The 16,826-nt window shown below is 47.9% G+C and carries 16 protein-coding genes; 13 read left to right on the forward strand and 3 right to left on the reverse strand.

Going from position 1 to position 16,826, the window contains the following annotated elements; genetic code table 11:
- The first annotated feature begins 18 nt into the window (after positions 1 to 18).
- Complete coding sequence (locus tag ACQKPA_RS28495; protein WP_194544600.1) at positions 19 to 1,644, forward strand: ABC-F family ATP-binding cassette domain-containing protein; 1,626 nt, start codon at positions 19 to 21, stop codon at positions 1,642 to 1,644.
- A gap of 124 nt (positions 1,645 to 1,768) precedes the next feature.
- On the opposite strand, the gene ACQKPA_RS28500 is transcribed toward ACQKPA_RS28495, so the two are convergent.
- Positions 1,769 to 1,960, reverse strand: coding sequence for a hypothetical protein (locus ACQKPA_RS28500; RefSeq protein WP_427495777.1), 192 nt, complete (start codon positions 1,958 to 1,960; stop codon positions 1,769 to 1,771).
- 225 nt (positions 1,961 to 2,185) lie between these two features.
- Between ACQKPA_RS28500 and ACQKPA_RS28505 the strand changes: the two genes are divergently transcribed.
- Positions 2,186 to 3,058, forward strand: coding sequence for a cation diffusion facilitator family transporter (locus ACQKPA_RS28505; protein ID WP_427495778.1), 873 nt, complete (start codon positions 2,186 to 2,188; stop codon positions 3,056 to 3,058).
- Positions 3,059 to 3,165: 107 nt separating this feature from the next.
- On the opposite strand, the gene ACQKPA_RS28510 is transcribed toward ACQKPA_RS28505, so the two are convergent.
- Positions 3,166 to 3,510 carry a hypothetical protein gene (locus tag ACQKPA_RS28510; RefSeq protein WP_427495779.1) on the reverse strand — a complete coding sequence of 115 codons (345 nt, stop codon included), beginning with the start codon at positions 3,508 to 3,510 and terminating at the stop codon, positions 3,166 to 3,168.
- Between the two features lie 188 nt (positions 3,511 to 3,698).
- On the opposite strand from ACQKPA_RS28510, the gene ACQKPA_RS28515 reads away from it, so the two are divergent.
- The 3 genes from ACQKPA_RS28515 to ACQKPA_RS28525 all read left to right on the forward strand — a co-directional run bounded on the left by ACQKPA_RS28515 (position 3,699) and on the right by ACQKPA_RS28525 (position 6,542).
- Positions 3,699 to 4,277, forward strand: a complete 579-nt coding sequence (locus ACQKPA_RS28515; protein WP_427495780.1) for a hypothetical protein — start codon at positions 3,699 to 3,701, stop codon at positions 4,275 to 4,277.
- Between the two features lie 257 nt (positions 4,278 to 4,534).
- On the forward strand, positions 4,535 to 4,984 hold the full coding sequence (locus ACQKPA_RS28520) for a MarR family transcriptional regulator (protein WP_427495781.1): 450 nt from the start codon (positions 4,535 to 4,537) through the stop codon (positions 4,982 to 4,984).
- A gap of 52 nt (positions 4,985 to 5,036) precedes the next feature.
- Positions 5,037 to 6,542, forward strand: coding sequence for a DHA2 family efflux MFS transporter permease subunit (locus tag ACQKPA_RS28525; RefSeq protein ID WP_427495782.1), 1,506 nt, complete (start codon positions 5,037 to 5,039; stop codon positions 6,540 to 6,542).
- 121 nt (positions 6,543 to 6,663) lie between these two features.
- Here the strand turns inward: ACQKPA_RS28525 and ACQKPA_RS28530 are convergent, their stop codons facing one another.
- Positions 6,664 to 6,828, reverse strand: coding sequence for a DUF1328 domain-containing protein (locus ACQKPA_RS28530; protein ID WP_082341766.1), 165 nt, complete (start codon positions 6,826 to 6,828; stop codon positions 6,664 to 6,666).
- Positions 6,829 to 7,104: 276 nt separating this feature from the next.
- Here ACQKPA_RS28530 and ACQKPA_RS28535 point away from each other — a divergent pair, with 276 nt between their 5' ends.
- From ACQKPA_RS28535 to ACQKPA_RS28570, 8 genes are all read left to right on the forward strand, one after another.
- Complete coding sequence (locus tag ACQKPA_RS28535; RefSeq protein WP_127593945.1) at positions 7,105 to 7,626, forward strand: DUF948 domain-containing protein; 522 nt, start codon at positions 7,105 to 7,107, stop codon at positions 7,624 to 7,626.
- Positions 7,627 to 7,683: 57 nt separating this feature from the next.
- Positions 7,684 to 8,217: a hypothetical protein gene (locus tag ACQKPA_RS28540; protein WP_427495783.1), complete on the forward strand. Its 534-nt coding sequence runs from the start codon at positions 7,684 to 7,686 to the stop codon at positions 8,215 to 8,217.
- 87 nt (positions 8,218 to 8,304) lie between these two features.
- Positions 8,305 to 8,646, forward strand: coding sequence for a general stress protein (locus tag ACQKPA_RS28545; protein WP_427495784.1), 342 nt, complete (start codon positions 8,305 to 8,307; stop codon positions 8,644 to 8,646).
- 255 nt (positions 8,647 to 8,901) lie between these two features.
- Positions 8,902 to 10,077 (forward strand): PP2C family protein-serine/threonine phosphatase, encoded by a 1,176-nt coding sequence (locus ACQKPA_RS28550; protein ID WP_098748946.1) that lies wholly within the window; start codon positions 8,902 to 8,904, stop codon positions 10,075 to 10,077.
- Positions 10,074 to 13,733, forward strand: a complete 3,660-nt coding sequence (locus ACQKPA_RS28555; protein ID WP_427495785.1) for a response regulator — start codon at positions 10,074 to 10,076, stop codon at positions 13,731 to 13,733. The genes ACQKPA_RS28550 and ACQKPA_RS28555 overlap by 4 nt, the downstream gene beginning before the upstream one ends.
- Positions 13,734 to 13,793: 60 nt before the next feature.
- On the forward strand, positions 13,794 to 14,666 hold the full coding sequence (locus ACQKPA_RS28560) for a CheR family methyltransferase (protein ID WP_076325426.1): 873 nt from the start codon (positions 13,794 to 13,796) through the stop codon (positions 14,664 to 14,666).
- A 19-nt stretch (positions 14,667 to 14,685) separates the two neighbouring features.
- Positions 14,686 to 16,365, forward strand: a complete 1,680-nt coding sequence (locus tag ACQKPA_RS28565) for a response regulator (protein ID WP_427495786.1) — start codon at positions 14,686 to 14,688, stop codon at positions 16,363 to 16,365.
- A 112-nt stretch (positions 16,366 to 16,477) separates the two neighbouring features.
- On the forward strand, positions 16,478 to 16,801 hold the full coding sequence (locus ACQKPA_RS28570) for an STAS domain-containing protein (protein WP_009594079.1): 324 nt from the start codon (positions 16,478 to 16,480) through the stop codon (positions 16,799 to 16,801).
- The last annotated feature ends 25 nt before the right edge of the window (positions 16,802 to 16,826 follow it).

A 16,826-nucleotide genomic window follows, 5' to 3' on the forward strand; every position in this document is an offset into this window, starting at 1 on the left:
AAAGGATGGTAATGCTTAATGATCAGTACAAGCGGCGTAACGCTCCGCTATGGCAAACGAGCACTATTTGAAGATGTCAATATAAAATTCACCCCGGGCAACTGCTACGGCCTCATCGGCGCCAACGGGGCGGGTAAGTCTACATTTCTTAAAATCCTCTCCGGTGAGATTGAACCGAACCAAGGCGAGGTTCATATGACACCGAATGAGCGGATGGCGGTTCTGAAGCAGAACCACTATGAATACGATCAGTATCCCGTCCTGGAGACGGTTATAATGGGTCATGCCCGGCTGTACAACATCATGAAAGAGAAGGATGCGCTGTATGCGAAATCCGATTTCTCAGAAGAAGACGGCATGCGTGCGGGTGAGCTGGAAGGCGAATTCGCAGAGCTGAACGGGTGGGATGCAGAGCCGGATGCGGCAGCGCTCCTGATCGGTCTCGGTATTCCACGTGAACTGCACGATAAGAAGATGTCTGAGCTGAGCGGTAACGAGAAGGTACGCGTTCTCTTGGCGCAAGCCTTGTTCGGCCGTCCGCATAACCTGCTGCTGGATGAGCCTACCAACCACTTGGACCTGGAATCGATTCAGTGGCTTGAGAACTTCCTTATGGATTATGAAGGCACCGTTATCGTGGTATCTCATGACCGTCACTTCCTGAACAAGGTGTGTACGCATATTGCGGATATCGACTTCGGTAAAATTCAGCTGTATGTCGGCAACTACGACTTCTGGTATGAATCCAGCAAGCTGGCGCTTGAACTTCAACGGGATGCCAACAAGAAGAAGGAAGAGAAGATCAAGGAATTGCAGGCATTTATCCAACGCTTCTCGGCGAATGCTTCCAAATCGAAGCAGGCGACTTCCCGTAAGAAACAGCTCGATAAAATTACGTTGGAGGATCTTCGTCCTTCGAACCGTAAATATCCGTTTCTTCATTTCAAGCCTGAACGCGAAGCGGGCAAGCAGCTGCTTACGATTGATGGCATCACCAAGTCGATGGATGGGGAAAAAGTGCTGGATAATGTCAGCTTTGTTGTAAACAAAGGCGACAAAATCGCGTTTGTTGGTCCGAATGGGATGCCGAAAACGACGCTGTTCCAGATCATAACCGGTGAAACCGAGGCGGATGCCGGTGAATACAGCTGGGGGGTAACAACAACCCAGGCGTATTTCCCAAAAGACAACTCTGCCTATTTTGACGGTGTTGATATCAACCTCGTGGAATGGCTGCGCCAATATTCCAAGGATCAAGATGAGACATTCTTACGCGGATTCCTTGGCCGCATGCTGTTCTCGGGCGAGGAAGCGCTGAAGAAAGCAAGCGTACTGTCCGGAGGCGAGAAGGTTCGCTGCATGCTGGCCAAAATGATGCTGAACGGCGCGAACGTGCTGATCTTCGATGAGCCGACGAACCACTTGGATCTCGAATCCATTACGGCACTCAACAATGGTCTGATCGATTTCGACGGAACGATTCTGTTCACCTCGCATGACCATCAGTTCATTCAGACGATTGCCAACCGAATTATCGAGATTACGCCTAATGGCATTATCGACCGCAGCATGAGTTATGACGAGTATCTTGAGAGTGAAGAGATCAAAGGACTTCGCGATAGCATGTACCCGGTTGAAGCTTAATAAATAGGATATGGCGAAGGATGAGGGCGTGAGCTTTCATCTCGCCCGCCCCATTTAAAAAATGCTGCACCTTCCAAGTATGGGAGGTGCAGCATTTTTTGCGTTATGCACGTAACTGGCTCTTCTACGAACCGCCGGTACGACGACGCTGGTTGTTTGGTTTTTTGTTGTTTTGGCTTTTCATTTTTTGCGCTGAACCGGCTTGGAATTGTCCGGGCTTATTCGCGGACGCATTCTGCTGTTTTTTCTGTTCCAGCTTTTGCCGGATCGCATCGGCTAAATTCACTTTACGTGATTCGTTATTATTCTCGGGCATAGTATCACCCTCCTCTTCGTGTTCGCTTGTCCTCATTTTATTCGTTTTTAAATCGCCCGGCAAGGGTAACAATGATTAATACCATTTTCTACGTCCATGGTTCTTTGACCGAAGTAATTATGTTTCTCTAGACCCACACGAATGACCTTTGCTAGGATTAAATATGGATAATGATGGATATCGCTTGACGGCTGCGAAAGACAAGCAAAGGAGAGACGTTATAAAGTGAATGCCTATGATAACATCAAACAAGGGGAACGCGGGGCCTGGATCAGCATTGCCGCCTACCTCGTGTTGTCCTCGTTTAAAATATTTTGTGGATACTTATTCGCATCCAGTGCTTTGCTTGCCGACGGTTTTAACAACCTGACGGATATCGTGGCATCGCTCGCCGTATTGATCGGACTGCGAATTTCCCAGAAGCCGCCGGATTCCGATCATGCGTACGGACACTTAAGGGCGGAGACGATAGCGGCTTTGGTTGCCTCATTTATCATGGCGGTCGTTGGTATCCAAGTACTGGTTGAAGCCGTTCGTTCATTTTTTGAAGGTTCCAAGGAAATCCCGAATTTATGGTCTGCCGGCGTAGCCGGTGTCTGTGCCGTTGCGATGCTTGGCGTATACCGGTACAACCGGAACCTCGCACGGCGAATCGATAACCAGGCACTTATGGCCGCAGCCAAGGATAATTTATCGGATGCACTCGTCAGTGTGGGGGCAGCTGTAGGTATTATTGGCGCACAATTCGGCCTGCCCTGGCTGGATACCGTAGCGGCGGTAGCGGTTGGTGTCATTATTTGCAAAACGGCTTGGGAAATATTCAGGGATTGCACCTATAGTCTGACGGACGGTTTTGATGAAAATCGTTTGTCGGACTTGCGTAGTACGATTGCCCGTACGCCCGGCGTCGAGGGGATTAAGGACATGAAGGCCCGAATTCACGGCAATCATGTGCTGGTGGATGTTGTCATCGAGGTGGACCCGGATATCACTGTTCTGGAGGGGCATCAGATCAGTGACCGTATTGAAGAACAGATGGAGAGGATTCACAATATTATGAGCGTCCATATTCACGTGGAGCCTAAGGAATCGTCTTAGGGAAAACCGATGGGTGCGAATACAAATGGCAGGCCAAGTTCATCTTGACCTGCCATTTAACCTGCAAGGAGACATGAAGGATCATGAAGTCCGGCAGTCATACCTGATTACTTTACATAAATCCAAGCTTTACCGAGCCATGTATAAACTTCAACCCATTCCCCGCCAAGCACAACACCTGTTCGATTACCGGTTGTGTCGATTTTTTGCGGAGCCAAGGCACCAAGCTTTTCGCCGTTTGGAGCGTTATAGAAGTAAGTTCTTTCCGTAATCTCGATCATAGGTGTAGGCACCAGTACTACTTCTTCCGGTTTGATAATAGGCTCTTCCGTCGAGATGGGAGCCGGCCCAGAAGTGTCGGATACCGTCCCGTTAATCGGATCTGCGCTTGCGACGGCGGTCAGGGACAGGGTGAGTGCTAGGGCTGCAGTAATGCTTAGTGTTTTTTTCATGGAATAATTCCTCCTTGGGACCGAAGTATGATTTGACATTATCGTAATAACCACGATTTGGATGTTTTGAACCAAGAAAGTTGGGTACATTTCTCAAATCGTGACAAGTTTCAAGGATTCCTATATACTTTGGAGATGGGAAAAGCCTTGTTGTCGCAGGGATATCCTATGGGAGGAGGGACTTTTAGATGGTACGTCGAAAAAAAAGAGCCGGACGTTTCCTGCTGGGTATATTTGTCCTTCTGCTTGTGATTATCGGTGCGTTGGTCTGGTTTGTTTATCCTACGCAATCTCTGGATATGCGCTACCGATCCGTTGATTTCAAGGACAAGTTGATGACCATGGTGTCAAATCGGGATACCCGCATGCTGCTGAGCACGGAAGAAGTTGGGGAACTCAGCAAGAAGAACATGGTAAAATATATGAGCACCCATGACCTGGGCGTCGATATTACAGGCGCTGATTTCGTGATGAATGGCACCACAATGACAGCACATATGAATGGGCAATGGGGAATTCTTCCCTTTGGTGCAGTGCTGCGCTTTCAAATGTCTGCCGAGGGAAGCTATCTTCACCTGACGCATGAATCGACAACGATCCGGGGAGTTGAGATCCCTTTGAATATGTTCCAGCTGGAGCCGATACAAATATCGCTCAAGGACCATTTACCGGATCTGGTAACTGTGAAAAATGTGAAGTTTCTGTCCGACGGGTTGGAATTGAACTTCACGATGGATTGGATGTCCATTCCGTCGCTGTTTAAGTGAAAGCAAGGGAATCGGCTAAAGACTCAGACAAGGAAACCAAGTCTGGGTCTTTTTTTGTGTTTTCAAGAGAAAAGTCATTATTTTCAGAAAAAAACTATGAAAAAAATATATATGTAAACATTGACATTGAAATTATTCCCCACTATAATCAGTAAATGTTTAGAAATAAATGTTTTAGTACTAAAGTATATAGAGGCGAAGCCAGGTTGGTCTCTATTGAAGGAGTACTGGACCTTTTAAAGGAGTGTAAAAAATACATGTCCATGCGGAATGAAATTCTGGAGTTGGAGATGCTATTTAAGAAGATGGTTCGAACTGTGCATCATGAGTGGCAGAAGGAAGGGTTTCCTAAACTAGGCAGAACTCAGTATACCGCCTTGGAGATGCTTCATGAACAGGGAGCATTGAGATTGTCGGACTTGGCCGATTCCATTCATGTGACATGCGGGGCGGTTACGGGCATATCCGATAAATTGATCGAGGGCGGATTCGCGCGCCGAACAAGGGATACAGCCGACCGAAGGGTCATTCATTTGGAGATTACGCCGCTCGGGAGGGATCTGATCGAGCAGTTGGCCAATAAACGTGCCGAGTTGAGTGATTTGTTATACGGTTTTCTAACGGACGAAGAGGTTAAGCAGTTGAGTGTCCTGTACCGCAAAATTTTGACGAATGTTGAGTTCATCCAAGGTCAGATGTCCACATAGAACAAACATGCTATATGTATGATTTTACTTAGAAAGAGAGTGAAGGCTGCACATGAGTACCCATACCGTTGCTCGCCCCGGCGAGCTTGTTAAGAAAGGCCCAATCATTGCTGCACTTATGATTGGCGCTTTTGTCGCCATTCTTAACCAGACATTGATGAATGTTGCTCTGCCGAGCATCATGGAGAATTTGAACATTAAACCGACCGTAGCCCAGTGGCTGACCACAGGCTTTATGCTGGTGAACGGGGTCTTAATCCCCGTTACCGCTTATCTGATCGCGCGTTTCTCGACAAGGCAGCTGTTCATCAGTGCGATGACGCTGTTTACGATTGGCACCTTGCTGTGCGCGGTCAGCCCCAATTTCGCGTTACTGCTTACCGGACGTCTCGTTCAGGCTGCCGGTGCAGGCATTTTGATGCCGCTTATGACCGTTGTATTTCTGAATATTTTCCCAATTGAGAATCGCGGGAAGGCGATGGGGATGATGGGGATCGCCATGATATTTGCTCCTGCTATCGGACCTACGCTTTCCGGATATATTGTGGAGCACTATGATTGGCGTGTCCTGTTCTACATGATCCTGCCTTTCTCGATCATTGCTACGCTAATCGGGGTTTTCTTCCTGAAAAATGTTACCGAGGTCAGCCGGCCGAAACTGGACATGCTCGCCATCATTTTGTCCACCCTCGGCTTTGGCGGGTTGCTTTACGGCTTCAGTGATGCCGGGAATGACGGCTGGTCCAGCACGCCGGTTGTTACGACCCTAGTGGTCGGAGCGATTGCCCTTATCCTGTTTGTATGGCGGGAGATGCGGACCGACAATCCGATGCTGGAATTCCGGATATTCAAATACAATATGTTTACGTTGACCACCCTTATTAATGTCATTGTCACGATGGCGATGTATGCCGGCATGATCTTGCTGCCTATTTATCTACAGCAGATTCGTGGATTCACGCCAGTGGAATCAGGCCTTCTTATGCTTCCCGGCGCTATTCTGATGGGGATCATGTCACCGATCACGGGGGCGATCTTCGATAAGGTTGGCGCAAGATGGCTGGCTGTTATCGGTCTGGCGATTACGGTCATTACGACGTGGGAGTTCAGTAATTTGACCGAAACCATGTCTTACAGCCACATGATGATCATCTATACGGCCCGGATGTTCGGGATGTCGATGCTCATGATGCCGATCCAGACGGCGGGACTTAATCAGCTCCCGCGGAGCTTGAACGCTCATGGTACGGCTATGTCCAATACACTGCGCATGGTTTCCGGCTCAATCGGAACGGCAATTCTAGTTACCGTCATGTCCACCCAGGCAGAGAGCAAAGGAGAAGCACTGATGCAATCGGGACTATTTGATCCCAAAAATCAGGCCGACCTGCTTAAGCTGGGAAATGAAGCAACCATTTACGGCATTAACTATGCCTTTGTTATTGCCACATGGATCAGCGTCGCTTCTTTGATCCTGGCTTTCTTTATCAAGAAGACAAAGCCGGCGGAGGAGCCGAGAACCTCAGGAAATCAGGAGGCTGCAGCAACGAATGTATAACCCGATCCGATTTAGCGCAGCCCCAAAAAAAGGGTGTCCAATCCGTTTATCAAACGGAGGACACCCTTTTTTTGATTTCCTTTGTGTATATTCTATGCATGGGCTTTAGTATGCGACAGCGTCACATACTTCGTCTGCGTCCGGTAAAGAGAGAGATCACAAACAGGACAACGAAGATGAAGAACAGCACCTTCGCGATACCGGCTGCAGCCTCAACGATGCCGAAGAAGCCAAAGATCCCTGCAATCAGTGCTACAACTAGAAAAATTACGGACCATTTTAACATCCTATTCACCCTGCTTTCTTCATCGATTTGATTGGACAAAGGCATGTAGTCTCATGATGCTCCAAGAACGGCGCCTATCCAATTTGAAGCTCGGTAGGGAGCCATCGGTCGTTGCCAGCAGCGCCCTTCGTAGTGTTCTTTAACCGGGGCGGCAGGGGATGAAACAAGCTGCAGAACAATGGCATTATTGGCAGGGATCTCTTTGTTTCGTGGACTGGGGGATAGGGTAACTATTGCGTATCCGAAACCAACATACTTGAAAGTGAGGGACAACGTATGCTAACCCAAATCAGTGTTGCCATTATTGCCGTAGCATTTGCGGTTCTGGTTTTCTTTTTAATCAAGACATTAAAGGCTGCGACACAATCGCTCGAAAAGGTAACAGAAACCCTTCAGGATGTTCAAAAGACGGTGGACGAATTGACTTATGAAGTGAAGCAGACCATCCGGAATACAAACGATATTACGGTGGACGTACAGCATAAGATGAGACAGATCGATCCGGTACTGGATACCGTCAAGAATCTGGGAGAAGCTTTAAGCGAGGTCACCTATGCGGTGAAGCAGGTATCCTCCGGCATGGTTAGCCGCTTTAAGCAATCCCGGATGGAGCAGAAGAAAGAGCAGCCTGCCCGTATGGAAGTGCCTTTGACGGCCCAGGATCGTACGTTCCAGTCCTATGATGCGGTATATCAGAATACGGAAGCAGAAGAAAAGTCACGCGGTCGGAACTGGTTAGCCTACGTGGATACAGCGGTTGGTCTGTGGAACAGCTTCCGTCGTCAAAAAGCCAGATAAACGTAAGAAAGCTAAACCCGGGTATAGCTCTAACAGCTGAAGAAAGGAGGAGGTCGCATGTGGAATGTCACACTGTTGATGGTAGGGCTCTTGATATACTCCGGAGGTGGGGGTGCTGTGGCAGAGCCGCAGCCTTCTGCCGGGATGTCGCCACCGCCTATAATTCATGCCGCTTCGGATGTTGGACAAGCACAAACCAGCGACAACTCTGTGGAGAGCTATGGAACGTTAAACGGGATTTCGCTAACGGATAACAAGCACGATGTTATTCGGAAGCTGGGAACGCCGGCTCGAATTGAGCATGAAGAGCTGACCGGAATTACCAAGCTGGATTACAAAGATATGGAGGTTGGGGTCCGCAACGGCTACACGGAATATGTTCATGTGAAGCCCTCTGCCGTATCCTTTCAGGTTGAAGACCAGCGTATAGGTATGACAACCGATCAAATTAGGGCATCTCTGGGTAAGCCGTATTTTAAAGCGGAGGACGGGGATGTGTACCTTGAGAACCATCAAGCGCTTAAGGTATTTATTGACCGGGACTCCGGCGAAATTGCAGGTATTGATTTATTTTTCGATTATAGCGACTGAATTTGTTTCAACCTTAAGAAATAAGGTTAATAACAAATGGACTATAACCTAAATCGAGGTTTTACACTATTAGGGGAGGTTTTCACAATGGAATTTACCAACACGAAGTCATATGCCAAAGTCGTTGAGAATGGTACACAAGCGGTTCAGGAGGTGCAGAACCTGCGGCAGTCCGGTTACGATCATGATCGGATTTATGTATTGGCTCATGATTCGGACAAGACAAGCCGGATCGTGGATGCATCCGATGCCAATAACGTAGGCATCAAGGAAGAAGGCGTGTTTGACGCCTTTGCGAATTTGTTCCGGTCCCGCGGCGATGAACTCCGCGCCAAAATTGTATCGATTGGCTTCACGGAGGCCGAGGCTGGATTCTATGAGAAGCAGCTGGATCTAGGCAAAGTACTAGTTATCGCTAAAAAAGATTGATGATATAGCAATGAAAGTTCAGCTTTATGACAGCATCGAGGGTAGGCGTTATAGGACTTAAAACATAGATAAGGAATGAGACTTTTGACGTCTCATTCCTTATCTATGTTTTAAAAGAATGTTCCATAAAGCTAATAAAGTGGAAGATTCAAGATGCAGATCCTTTTTCTATGGCAAATGATCATAGGGTTATTATAGTATAATAGCAGGAAAAGGATTTCTATCGTATAATCCGTAACGTTAAGGGAGAGGGCAATGAGAATATTAATCGTAGATGACAATCCGACTAACGTCATTATTATCCGAGAAATCTTAAAAAAGGAAAACTATCAGAATACTCTATCTGCATCTTCAGCCCTGGAAATGCTGGAACATCTGGGGATTGGCGATCGCAGCCGAGAGCTGCATCCTCGAAGAGCGGATATCGATCTGATTCTGCTCGACATGATGATGCCTGAGATGGATGGAATAGAAGCTTGCCGTATTGTACAGCAATATGAGCATTTGAAAGATATACCGATCATCATGGTCACTGCCGTCGGGGATTCCAAGAAGTTGGCGGAAGCGCTGGATGCCGGAGCCGTCGATTATGTGACGAAGCCGATCAACAAGGTGGAGCTTATGGCGCGGATTCGCCTGGCGCTCCGGTTGAAGCATGAGAAAGACTGGCATATTGAGAGAGAACAGCGGGTCCAGGCCGAATTGAAGCTTGCGGCCATGGTTCAGAATGCCGTATTGAGCTCACCAATCGAAGATGATCAGCTTGAGATTCATGCGCTGTACCAGCCCTCGGCGGAGCTTGCGGGAGATTTGTACGCATGGTACCCGCTTGGTGATGGCCGTTATGGCGTGATTCTGCTGGATATGATGGGACACGGGATCACTTCGTCCCTATTTTGTATGTTCATCGCTTCGGTTCTGAAGGACACGGTGACGACTTATGTCGAACCGGAGAAGGTGGTTCAGGAATTGAACCGGAGGTTCAATCAGTTAAACCTCGGCGAACAGCTGATACAGTACTATTTTACAGCGATCTATCTTGTTGTGGACACCCGTTTGAAGCGGGTGGACTACGTCAACGCAGGACATCCCCCGGCTCTCTTCTTTCAGGAAAGCGGGGATGTGATGACTCTGGATCAAGGCTGCTGCCCGGTGGGGTTGTTTGACCGGATCGAAGACATGGAGCCAAGAAGCTTTCAATATGAAGGCGAAGGACATTTGGTCATGTATACGGATGGCCTGCTCGAACTGGTAGAGGGTGGTCATGACGAGAAGCTGGATTATCTGAAGGAGCATTTGGGCGGCCCTCATCATTGGAGAGAAGATGAAATGAAGGAGCAATATTTTGTAGATGATCCATCGCAGGAGCGAGAGGACGATAAATGCCTGGTTTGGATATCTCTTAAAAAAGGAGAGGAAACCAATCAATGAAGCTTAGGAGCAAGTTAGTCATTGGTTTTACGACTTTGCTGGCGCTCATGCTGGTTCTGACCTTGATTGGTTATGACCGAATCAGTTATATGAACGACCAGATGGACCAGATCTATCAGGATCGCTATCAAAAGGTACGAAATTCCAGCGCAATGCGCGGAGAAGTCAACGATATGGCACGAGAGCTTACGAATATGATCTTGAGCAATGACCAGTCTACGTATGCTGTGTCCGAACAGGAACTGGAAACGATGACAGAACGAGCTCAAACGTATTTTAAAGCGATCAAAGAAAGTGCAAATGCCGCGGAAGAGCAGCAATTGTTAGTCCGGATTGAGCGTGCGGTGAATCAATATATCGTGTATCAAAATAAGACACTGGAGCTGCTGGCAAAGAGCAACGCAACGGAAGCTAATTTGCTTCGCAATTCGACCGGACAATCTGTCCAGGAAGAGATGCTGACGAGTTTGAACGAGCTTAGCAGCTATGAGAACCAGAAGATCAATGATGATATAACATCAGCGAAAGCGGCATATGACCGCTCTGTCCAAATGTTTATCTATATCATGGCTGGCGGATTGTTATTAGGAATGCTGGTCATTCTATGGATTCTTCCAAGCATTACCCGGGGCATCAACGTGGTCTCCATGATGTTAAAGAGTTTTGGAGAAGGCAGATTGAAGGCGATCCGTCGTATTAAAGTAACGTCCAAGGATGAGTTTGGCGATGTGGCTCGGGTATTTAAAGACCTGTCTGAAGATATTATCGAGAAGCAGCGTATCGAGGAAACTTATCTCCAGGCGCAGCGTGATCAGTCCTGGCTCAACTCGAATATGGCCAGAGTCACGGAGCTGCTGGAGGGGATCAATTCCCTTGAGGAAGTCGGTCAGCGGTTTATCAGCGAATTTACTCCGATTTTGGGTGCTCATTATGGAGCTATCTATATCCGTCAAGAAGACAAACATCCGAATAAGTTGGAGATGAAAGGTTCTTACGCCCATGAAGGCGGCGAAGAGCCGAAGATTTCCTTCATGATCGGGGAAGGGCTTGTAGGTCAAGTTGCGCTCGATAAGAAACCGATCGTACTGAAAAGCGCGCCTGAGGATTACATGAAGGTGGAATCCGCTTGGGGATCATCGAAGCCGGTATCCGTCATGATCTATCCGATTCTGTTTGAGAATGAAGTGTTGGGTGTTGTTGAGTTGGCAGCCTTTGAGGAAACAACCTCACTGCAGGAGCAGCTATTGTCTCAGCTAAGTCAATCGCTTGGCATCCTTCTGAATAATATTACAGGCCGTTTGCGGGTCGAGCAGCTGCTGCGCGAATCGCAGGCCATGACCGAAGAACTTCAGGTTCAATCGGAAGAGCTGCAGACCCAGCAAGAAGAGCTTCGCCGCACCAACGAAAACCTGGAGGAGCAAACCAATGCCCTCAAGCGTTCTGAGGACTTGCTGCAGCGCCAGCAGGAAGAGTTGGAGCATTACAATACCGAGCTTGTTGCCAAGACGCGTGCGCTTGAGGAACAGGTGCAGGAAGTGGAAGAGAAGAACGATGAAATCGAGAAGGCAAGAATGCAGCTTGAGCAGCAAGCGAAGCAGCTGTCGATTACAACCAAATATAAGTCGGAGTTTATGGCCAATATGTCCCACGAATTGCGAACCCCGCTTAACAGTCTGCTGATATTATCACAGCTGTTATCGGAGAATAAGGATGGAAATCTGAGCAATAAGCAGATTGAATATGCACAGACCATATACATGTCGGGCTCCGATCTGCTCAAAATGATTGATGAGATTCTAGATCTGTCCAAAGTGGATGCAGGGAAAATGGAGATTCATTATGAGGACGTTCAGCTTCCGGATATTGAAGCCTTTGTGGAGCAGAATTTTGCCGCCGTTGCATCACGCAAGCATATTGACCTGGGTGTGCACATTGGTGAGAATATTCCGCAGAGCATTGTCACGGACAGCCATCGCGTGAAGCAAATTCTTCGTAATCTGTTGTCGAATGCCTTCAAGTTTACCAATAGCGGCTCTGTCGAGCTGCATATAGAGAAGGCCGACAAGGAGAAGCTTCCTCTTTACCTGAATGCCGAAGCGGATTATGTGGCCTTTGCTGTCAGAGATACCGGAATCGGTATCCCGGCTGATAAAACGGATCTGATCTTTGAAGCCTTCCAGCAGGTAGACGGCACAACCAGCCGAAAATACGGGGGAACCGGGCTTGGTTTATCCATCAGCCGCGAGCTTTCCCGTCTGCTGGGCGGGGGCATTCTGGTTGAATCGGAAGAAGGCAAGGGAAGCTGCTTCACACTCTTCCTGCCAGCCAGTCATCCGGATCTGGTAGAAGGTACACAGGAAGCAGCCGCAGCAATTGAGGCACCACCGGAGAGTAATCTGATCGTACCGAAAGCGAAGATGATTACAAAAGAGGTTCAGCCATCCGTACAGGTGGATGACGATCGCAATCAGCTCGGACCGACAGACAAAGTCTTGCTTATCATTGAGGATGACGTGAAGTTTGCCAGAATCCTTCTGGATATGGCCAGAGGGCGGGGGTTCAAGGCATTGGTTGCATTGCAGGGGGATATCGGTCTGGAGATGGCCAAGTCGTACAAACCGGATGCCATCATCCTGGATATCCAGCTTCCGGTTATTGACGGCTGGTCCGTCATGGGCGAGCTGAAGAGCTCTGCGGTTACGCGCCACATTCCAGTGCATGTCATTTCAGTGGTGGATGAAGTGAAGCAGGGATTAATGATGGGGGCGATCGCTTACTTGAAGAAGCCGTCATCCAGAGAAGCGCTGGAGGACGCGTTTACGCATATCGAATCCTATGCGGAAAAATCGATGAAGCATCTCCTGATTGTTGAGGATGACGACATTCAGCGGAATTCCATTATTGAATTGATTGGTCATGACGATGTATCGATTACGGCGGCATCCACAGGCGCCGAAGCGCTCAGTGAGCTTCGCAAACAGCGCTATGATTGTATGGTGCTTGATCTGATGCTAACGGATATGACAGGCTTTGAGCTGCTGGATCAGATCCGCGATGACGAGAACCTGGTGGATCTGCCGATCATCATTTATACAGGCAAGGACCTTGATTCGAAGGAAGAGATGCAGCTTCGCAAATATGCGGAGTCGATCATCATCAAAGACGTGAAATCGCCAGAGCGGCTTCTGGATGAAACGACGCTGTTCCTCCATCGGGTCGAGGCTGATTTGCCGGAGGATAAACGTAAAATTCTGCAGAAGCTGCACAACAAGGAAGAGCTGTTTGAAGGCAAGAGGATTCTGCTGGTGGACGATGATATCCGCAACGTGTTTGCTCTCTCCAGCGTGCTGGAGGGATACAATATGGAAGTTACCTTTGCGGAGAACGGCAGGGAAGCGATCGAGGTGCTTCAGGATCATCGGGATTTTGATCTGGTGTTAATGGATATGATGATGCCGGAGATGGACGGTTATGAGGCGATGCGACGCTTGCGCGAAATGCCGGAATTTGAGAAACTGCCGATTATTGCCCTGACAGCCAAAGCCATGAAAGAAGATCGCGCGAAATGTATTGAAGCGGGAGCTTCCGATTATATGAAGAAACCGATACAAACGGAGCAACTTCTTTCGCTTATGAGGGTTTGGTTGTATTCGTAAGCCGCTTTTGTGGGTAAAGTACAAGTAGCAAATAAACACGGGGAAAGCGGTGCAAGCGTGATGTCATCTAGTGACCATATGGAATCAGAACAACTGTTGTTAACAGAGGAAAGCGAACGTGAGCTGGAACAGATCGAGATTGAGCTTCTTTTGGAAGGTATTCATCGATTCTATGGTTACGATTTTCGAAATTACGCCATTCCCTCATTGAGGCGGAGAATCTGGCATCATGTTCATGCCGAGGGCGTGTCCACCATATCAGCCCTACAGGATAAAGTGCTTCACGACCGTTCTTGTTTTGAGCGGCTTATATATAATCTATCGATTCCGGTTACGGAAATGTTCAGGGATCCGAAGCTATTCCTGACATTCAGGCAGTCTGTAGTTCCATTGCTTCGTACGTATCCTTATATACGGATTTGGCATGCAGGCTGCTCGACCGGAGAAGAAGTGTATTCCATGGCCATTTTGCTTCATGAAGAGGGATTGTATGAGAAGTCCCGGATTTATGCGACGGACATGAATTCGCGTTCGCTCCAGCAGGCCAAGGAAGGCGTATTCGACATCAAACGCATGAAGCAATATACCAAGAACTATATGGAGGCGGGCGGTACCCGTTCGTTCTCCGAATATTATACAGCGAAGTACAATTCGGTTATTTTCCAACCGTTTTTGAAGAAAAACATGATATTTGCCGAGCATAATTTGGCAACAGACCGTTCCTTTAACGAGTTTAATGTGATTTTTTGCCGGAATGTGATGATTTATTTTAATGATCAGCTGAGGGATCACGTACACGGATTATTTCACGAGAGTCTAAGCCATTTTGGTATTCTCGTACTGGGTTCTAAAGAGTCCATACACTTTACGAATTATAGTGAAGCTTATGAGACGCTGGACCGGGTGGAGAAAATATACCGGAAGATTAAATAGAGTTTTGTAGGAGGATCTCATGGGGTTTCACGAACCGATTCATATTCTGTTGGTAGATGACCGCCCTGAAAACTTACTTGCGCTCGAAGCTGTTCTGGACAGCGAACAATACACGCTAATTAAAGCTACTTCGGGGGAAGAGGCTTTACGGTATCTCTTGAAGTATGATTTTGCCGTGATTGTTCTTGATGTACAAATGCCCGGCATGGACGGTATCGAAACAGCAAGGCTGATCAAGGCGAGAGACAAGACAAAGGATATTCCGATTATATTCATTTCCGCGAACAGCAAGGACGCGGAGCATCTTTTTGCAGGATACTCCGCAGGGGCAATCGACTATATGGTTAAACCCTTTATCCCTCAAATCTTGAAATCCAAGATCGAGGGTTTTGTCGATATGTACCGGACTAATAACAGGCTGAAGATTCAGTCCATGCAATTGCATCAGAAGACTCAGGAGCTTGAGAAAATTAATCAAGAGCTTGTGCTGGCCAAGGAAGAAGCGGAGATTGCCGCCAAAGCCAAAACGGAATTTCTGGCGATGATGAGTCATGAGATCCGTACGCCGATGAATGGCGTTATCGGAATGATTGATTTGCTGATGGACAGCGATCTTCAGGATGAGCAGCGGGAATATGCAGCCATTATCCGAAACAGTGCGGATGCCTTGGTTAACATCATTAATGACATTCTGGATTTCTCCAAGATGGAATCAGGCAAGATGGAGCTGGAGGAATATCCGTTTGATCTCAAGTCCTGCGTTCAGGAAGTGTTTGGTTTGTTCTCCGGAGAAGCCTCCAAGAAGAGTCTGGAGCTCACGTATTACATTGAGGATCAAATTCCTGCGATCGTATTCGGTGATATGGGACGCCTTCGACAAGTATTGGTGAATCTGGTATCCAATGCCGTGAAGTTTACGAATGAGGGTGGAGTGTATTTGGTTGTTTCGCTTGCCCAAGCTGAAGAAGATCAATTAACCCTTGAATTCACCGTGAAGGATACGGGGATTGGCATCTCATCCGAAAAAATCAATCGTTTGTTCAAGCCGTTCTCTCAGTTGGACTCCTCAATGACAAGGCGATACGGTGGAACAGGACTTGGGCTTGCGATCTGTAAATCGCTCGTGCAGATGATGGGCGGGGAGATCGCGGTGGAGTCCAAGGAAGGCAAAGGGGCCACTTTCGTGTTTACGATGTGCGTTCATACGCATGAGGAAGAGTATCATCGACTCCGTGAAGAGGAGCGTTCGGCAAAATATCGTGTTCATGGGGAGAGGCAACCGAATATCCTGGTTGTGGACGATCATCCGATTAATCGAAAGCTGATGGACAGTATGCTGGAAAAGATGGGGATGAAAGCGGATATGGCGGAGGACGGCAGGCAGGCGGTTGAGATGGTTGCAGGTCCTAAAGTCTACGACATGATCTTCATGGATTTGCAGATGCCGGTAATGGATGGTCTTGAGGCCGCGCGTCTGATCCGCCAGATGAAGCCGGAAGCTGAGGCTCCCGTTCTGGTTGCGATGACGGCGAATGTGATGGACGGGATTCAGAAGCGCTGCTTTGACGCGGGCATGAATGAATATATCAGCAAGCCGGTCAAATTCAGCTGTGTGAAGCACATGATATCCCGGTATGTACCTGTAGAACCGGAAGGATGGGATATGCCCGCAAGCCCTGTTCGCATCATCAATGGGTAGCACAGAAACCAATTTCCATATTTTAGCGTGTCCAAAACCCTCTTCAACCTGTTTCAACAAGCGAGATAACGGGTTATGTAAAGGGAAAACAAATGATTGGGAGAGAGTGTCTATGAATACAAAAACGAATGATAAGTTCAATGCTAAGACCCAGATGAACGAGGGCGTATGCACGGTATTTCTAAGCGGTGAACTTGATCTGTCCGTCGCTCCTGATTTTCGATTAGTGATGGAGCCTCTTGTCGGCAATTCCGAAGTAGACTTGATCGTCAACATGAAGGACATGACATATATTGATAGTACGGGGATTGGTATTCTTCTGTCGATACTGAAAGCCAGACATGGCATGGAAGCACGCTTTGCAGTCGAGGAAGTTCCGCCGCAAATTCAAAAGCTGTTCGATATGACGGGTATTGCGAAGTTCTTTCAGTCGTAAGAAGAATTCCCAATAGGAAAGGATC

The organism is Paenibacillus sp. NPDC093718, from assembly GCF_050279985.1.
In the GTDB taxonomy this organism is placed as follows: Bacteria; Bacillota; Bacilli; order Paenibacillales; family Paenibacillaceae; genus Paenibacillus_AQ.

What these genes read in the sequence shown, in the direction of transcription:
- ACQKPA_RS28555 (WP_427495785.1), top strand. Translation starts at nt 10,074, where the DNA reads ATGAAGCTTAGGAGCAAGTTAGTCATTGGTTTTACGACTTTGCTGGCG.
- ACQKPA_RS28550 (WP_098748946.1), top strand. Translation starts at nt 8,902, where the DNA reads ATGAGAATATTAATCGTAGATGACAATCCGACTAACGTCATTATTATC.
- ACQKPA_RS28545 (WP_427495784.1), top strand. Translation starts at nt 8,305, where the DNA reads ATGGAATTTACCAACACGAAGTCATATGCCAAAGTCGTTGAGAATGGT.
- ACQKPA_RS28570 (WP_009594079.1), top strand. Translation starts at nt 16,478, where the DNA reads ATGAATACAAAAACGAATGATAAGTTCAATGCTAAGACCCAGATGAAC.
- ACQKPA_RS28530 (WP_082341766.1), bottom strand. Translation starts at nt 6,828, where the DNA reads ATGTTAAAATGGTCCGTAATTTTTCTAGTTGTAGCACTGATTGCAGGG.
- ACQKPA_RS28560 (WP_076325426.1), top strand. Translation starts at nt 13,794, where the DNA reads ATGTCATCTAGTGACCATATGGAATCAGAACAACTGTTGTTAACAGAG.
- ACQKPA_RS28495 (WP_194544600.1), top strand. Translation starts at nt 19, where the DNA reads ATGATCAGTACAAGCGGCGTAACGCTCCGCTATGGCAAACGAGCACTA.
- ACQKPA_RS28565 (WP_427495786.1), top strand. Translation starts at nt 14,686, where the DNA reads ATGGGGTTTCACGAACCGATTCATATTCTGTTGGTAGATGACCGCCCT.
- ACQKPA_RS28525 (WP_427495782.1), top strand. Translation starts at nt 5,037, where the DNA reads ATGAGTACCCATACCGTTGCTCGCCCCGGCGAGCTTGTTAAGAAAGGC.
- ACQKPA_RS28510 (WP_427495779.1), bottom strand. Translation starts at nt 3,510, where the DNA reads ATGAAAAAAACACTAAGCATTACTGCAGCCCTAGCACTCACCCTGTCC.
- ACQKPA_RS28515 (WP_427495780.1), top strand. Translation starts at nt 3,699, where the DNA reads ATGGTACGTCGAAAAAAAAGAGCCGGACGTTTCCTGCTGGGTATATTT.
- ACQKPA_RS28540 (WP_427495783.1), top strand. Translation starts at nt 7,684, where the DNA reads ATGTGGAATGTCACACTGTTGATGGTAGGGCTCTTGATATACTCCGGA.
- ACQKPA_RS28535 (WP_127593945.1), top strand. Translation starts at nt 7,105, where the DNA reads ATGCTAACCCAAATCAGTGTTGCCATTATTGCCGTAGCATTTGCGGTT.
- ACQKPA_RS28500 (WP_427495777.1), bottom strand. Translation starts at nt 1,960, where the DNA reads ATGCCCGAGAATAATAACGAATCACGTAAAGTGAATTTAGCCGATGCG.
- ACQKPA_RS28520 (WP_427495781.1), top strand. Translation starts at nt 4,535, where the DNA reads ATGTCCATGCGGAATGAAATTCTGGAGTTGGAGATGCTATTTAAGAAG.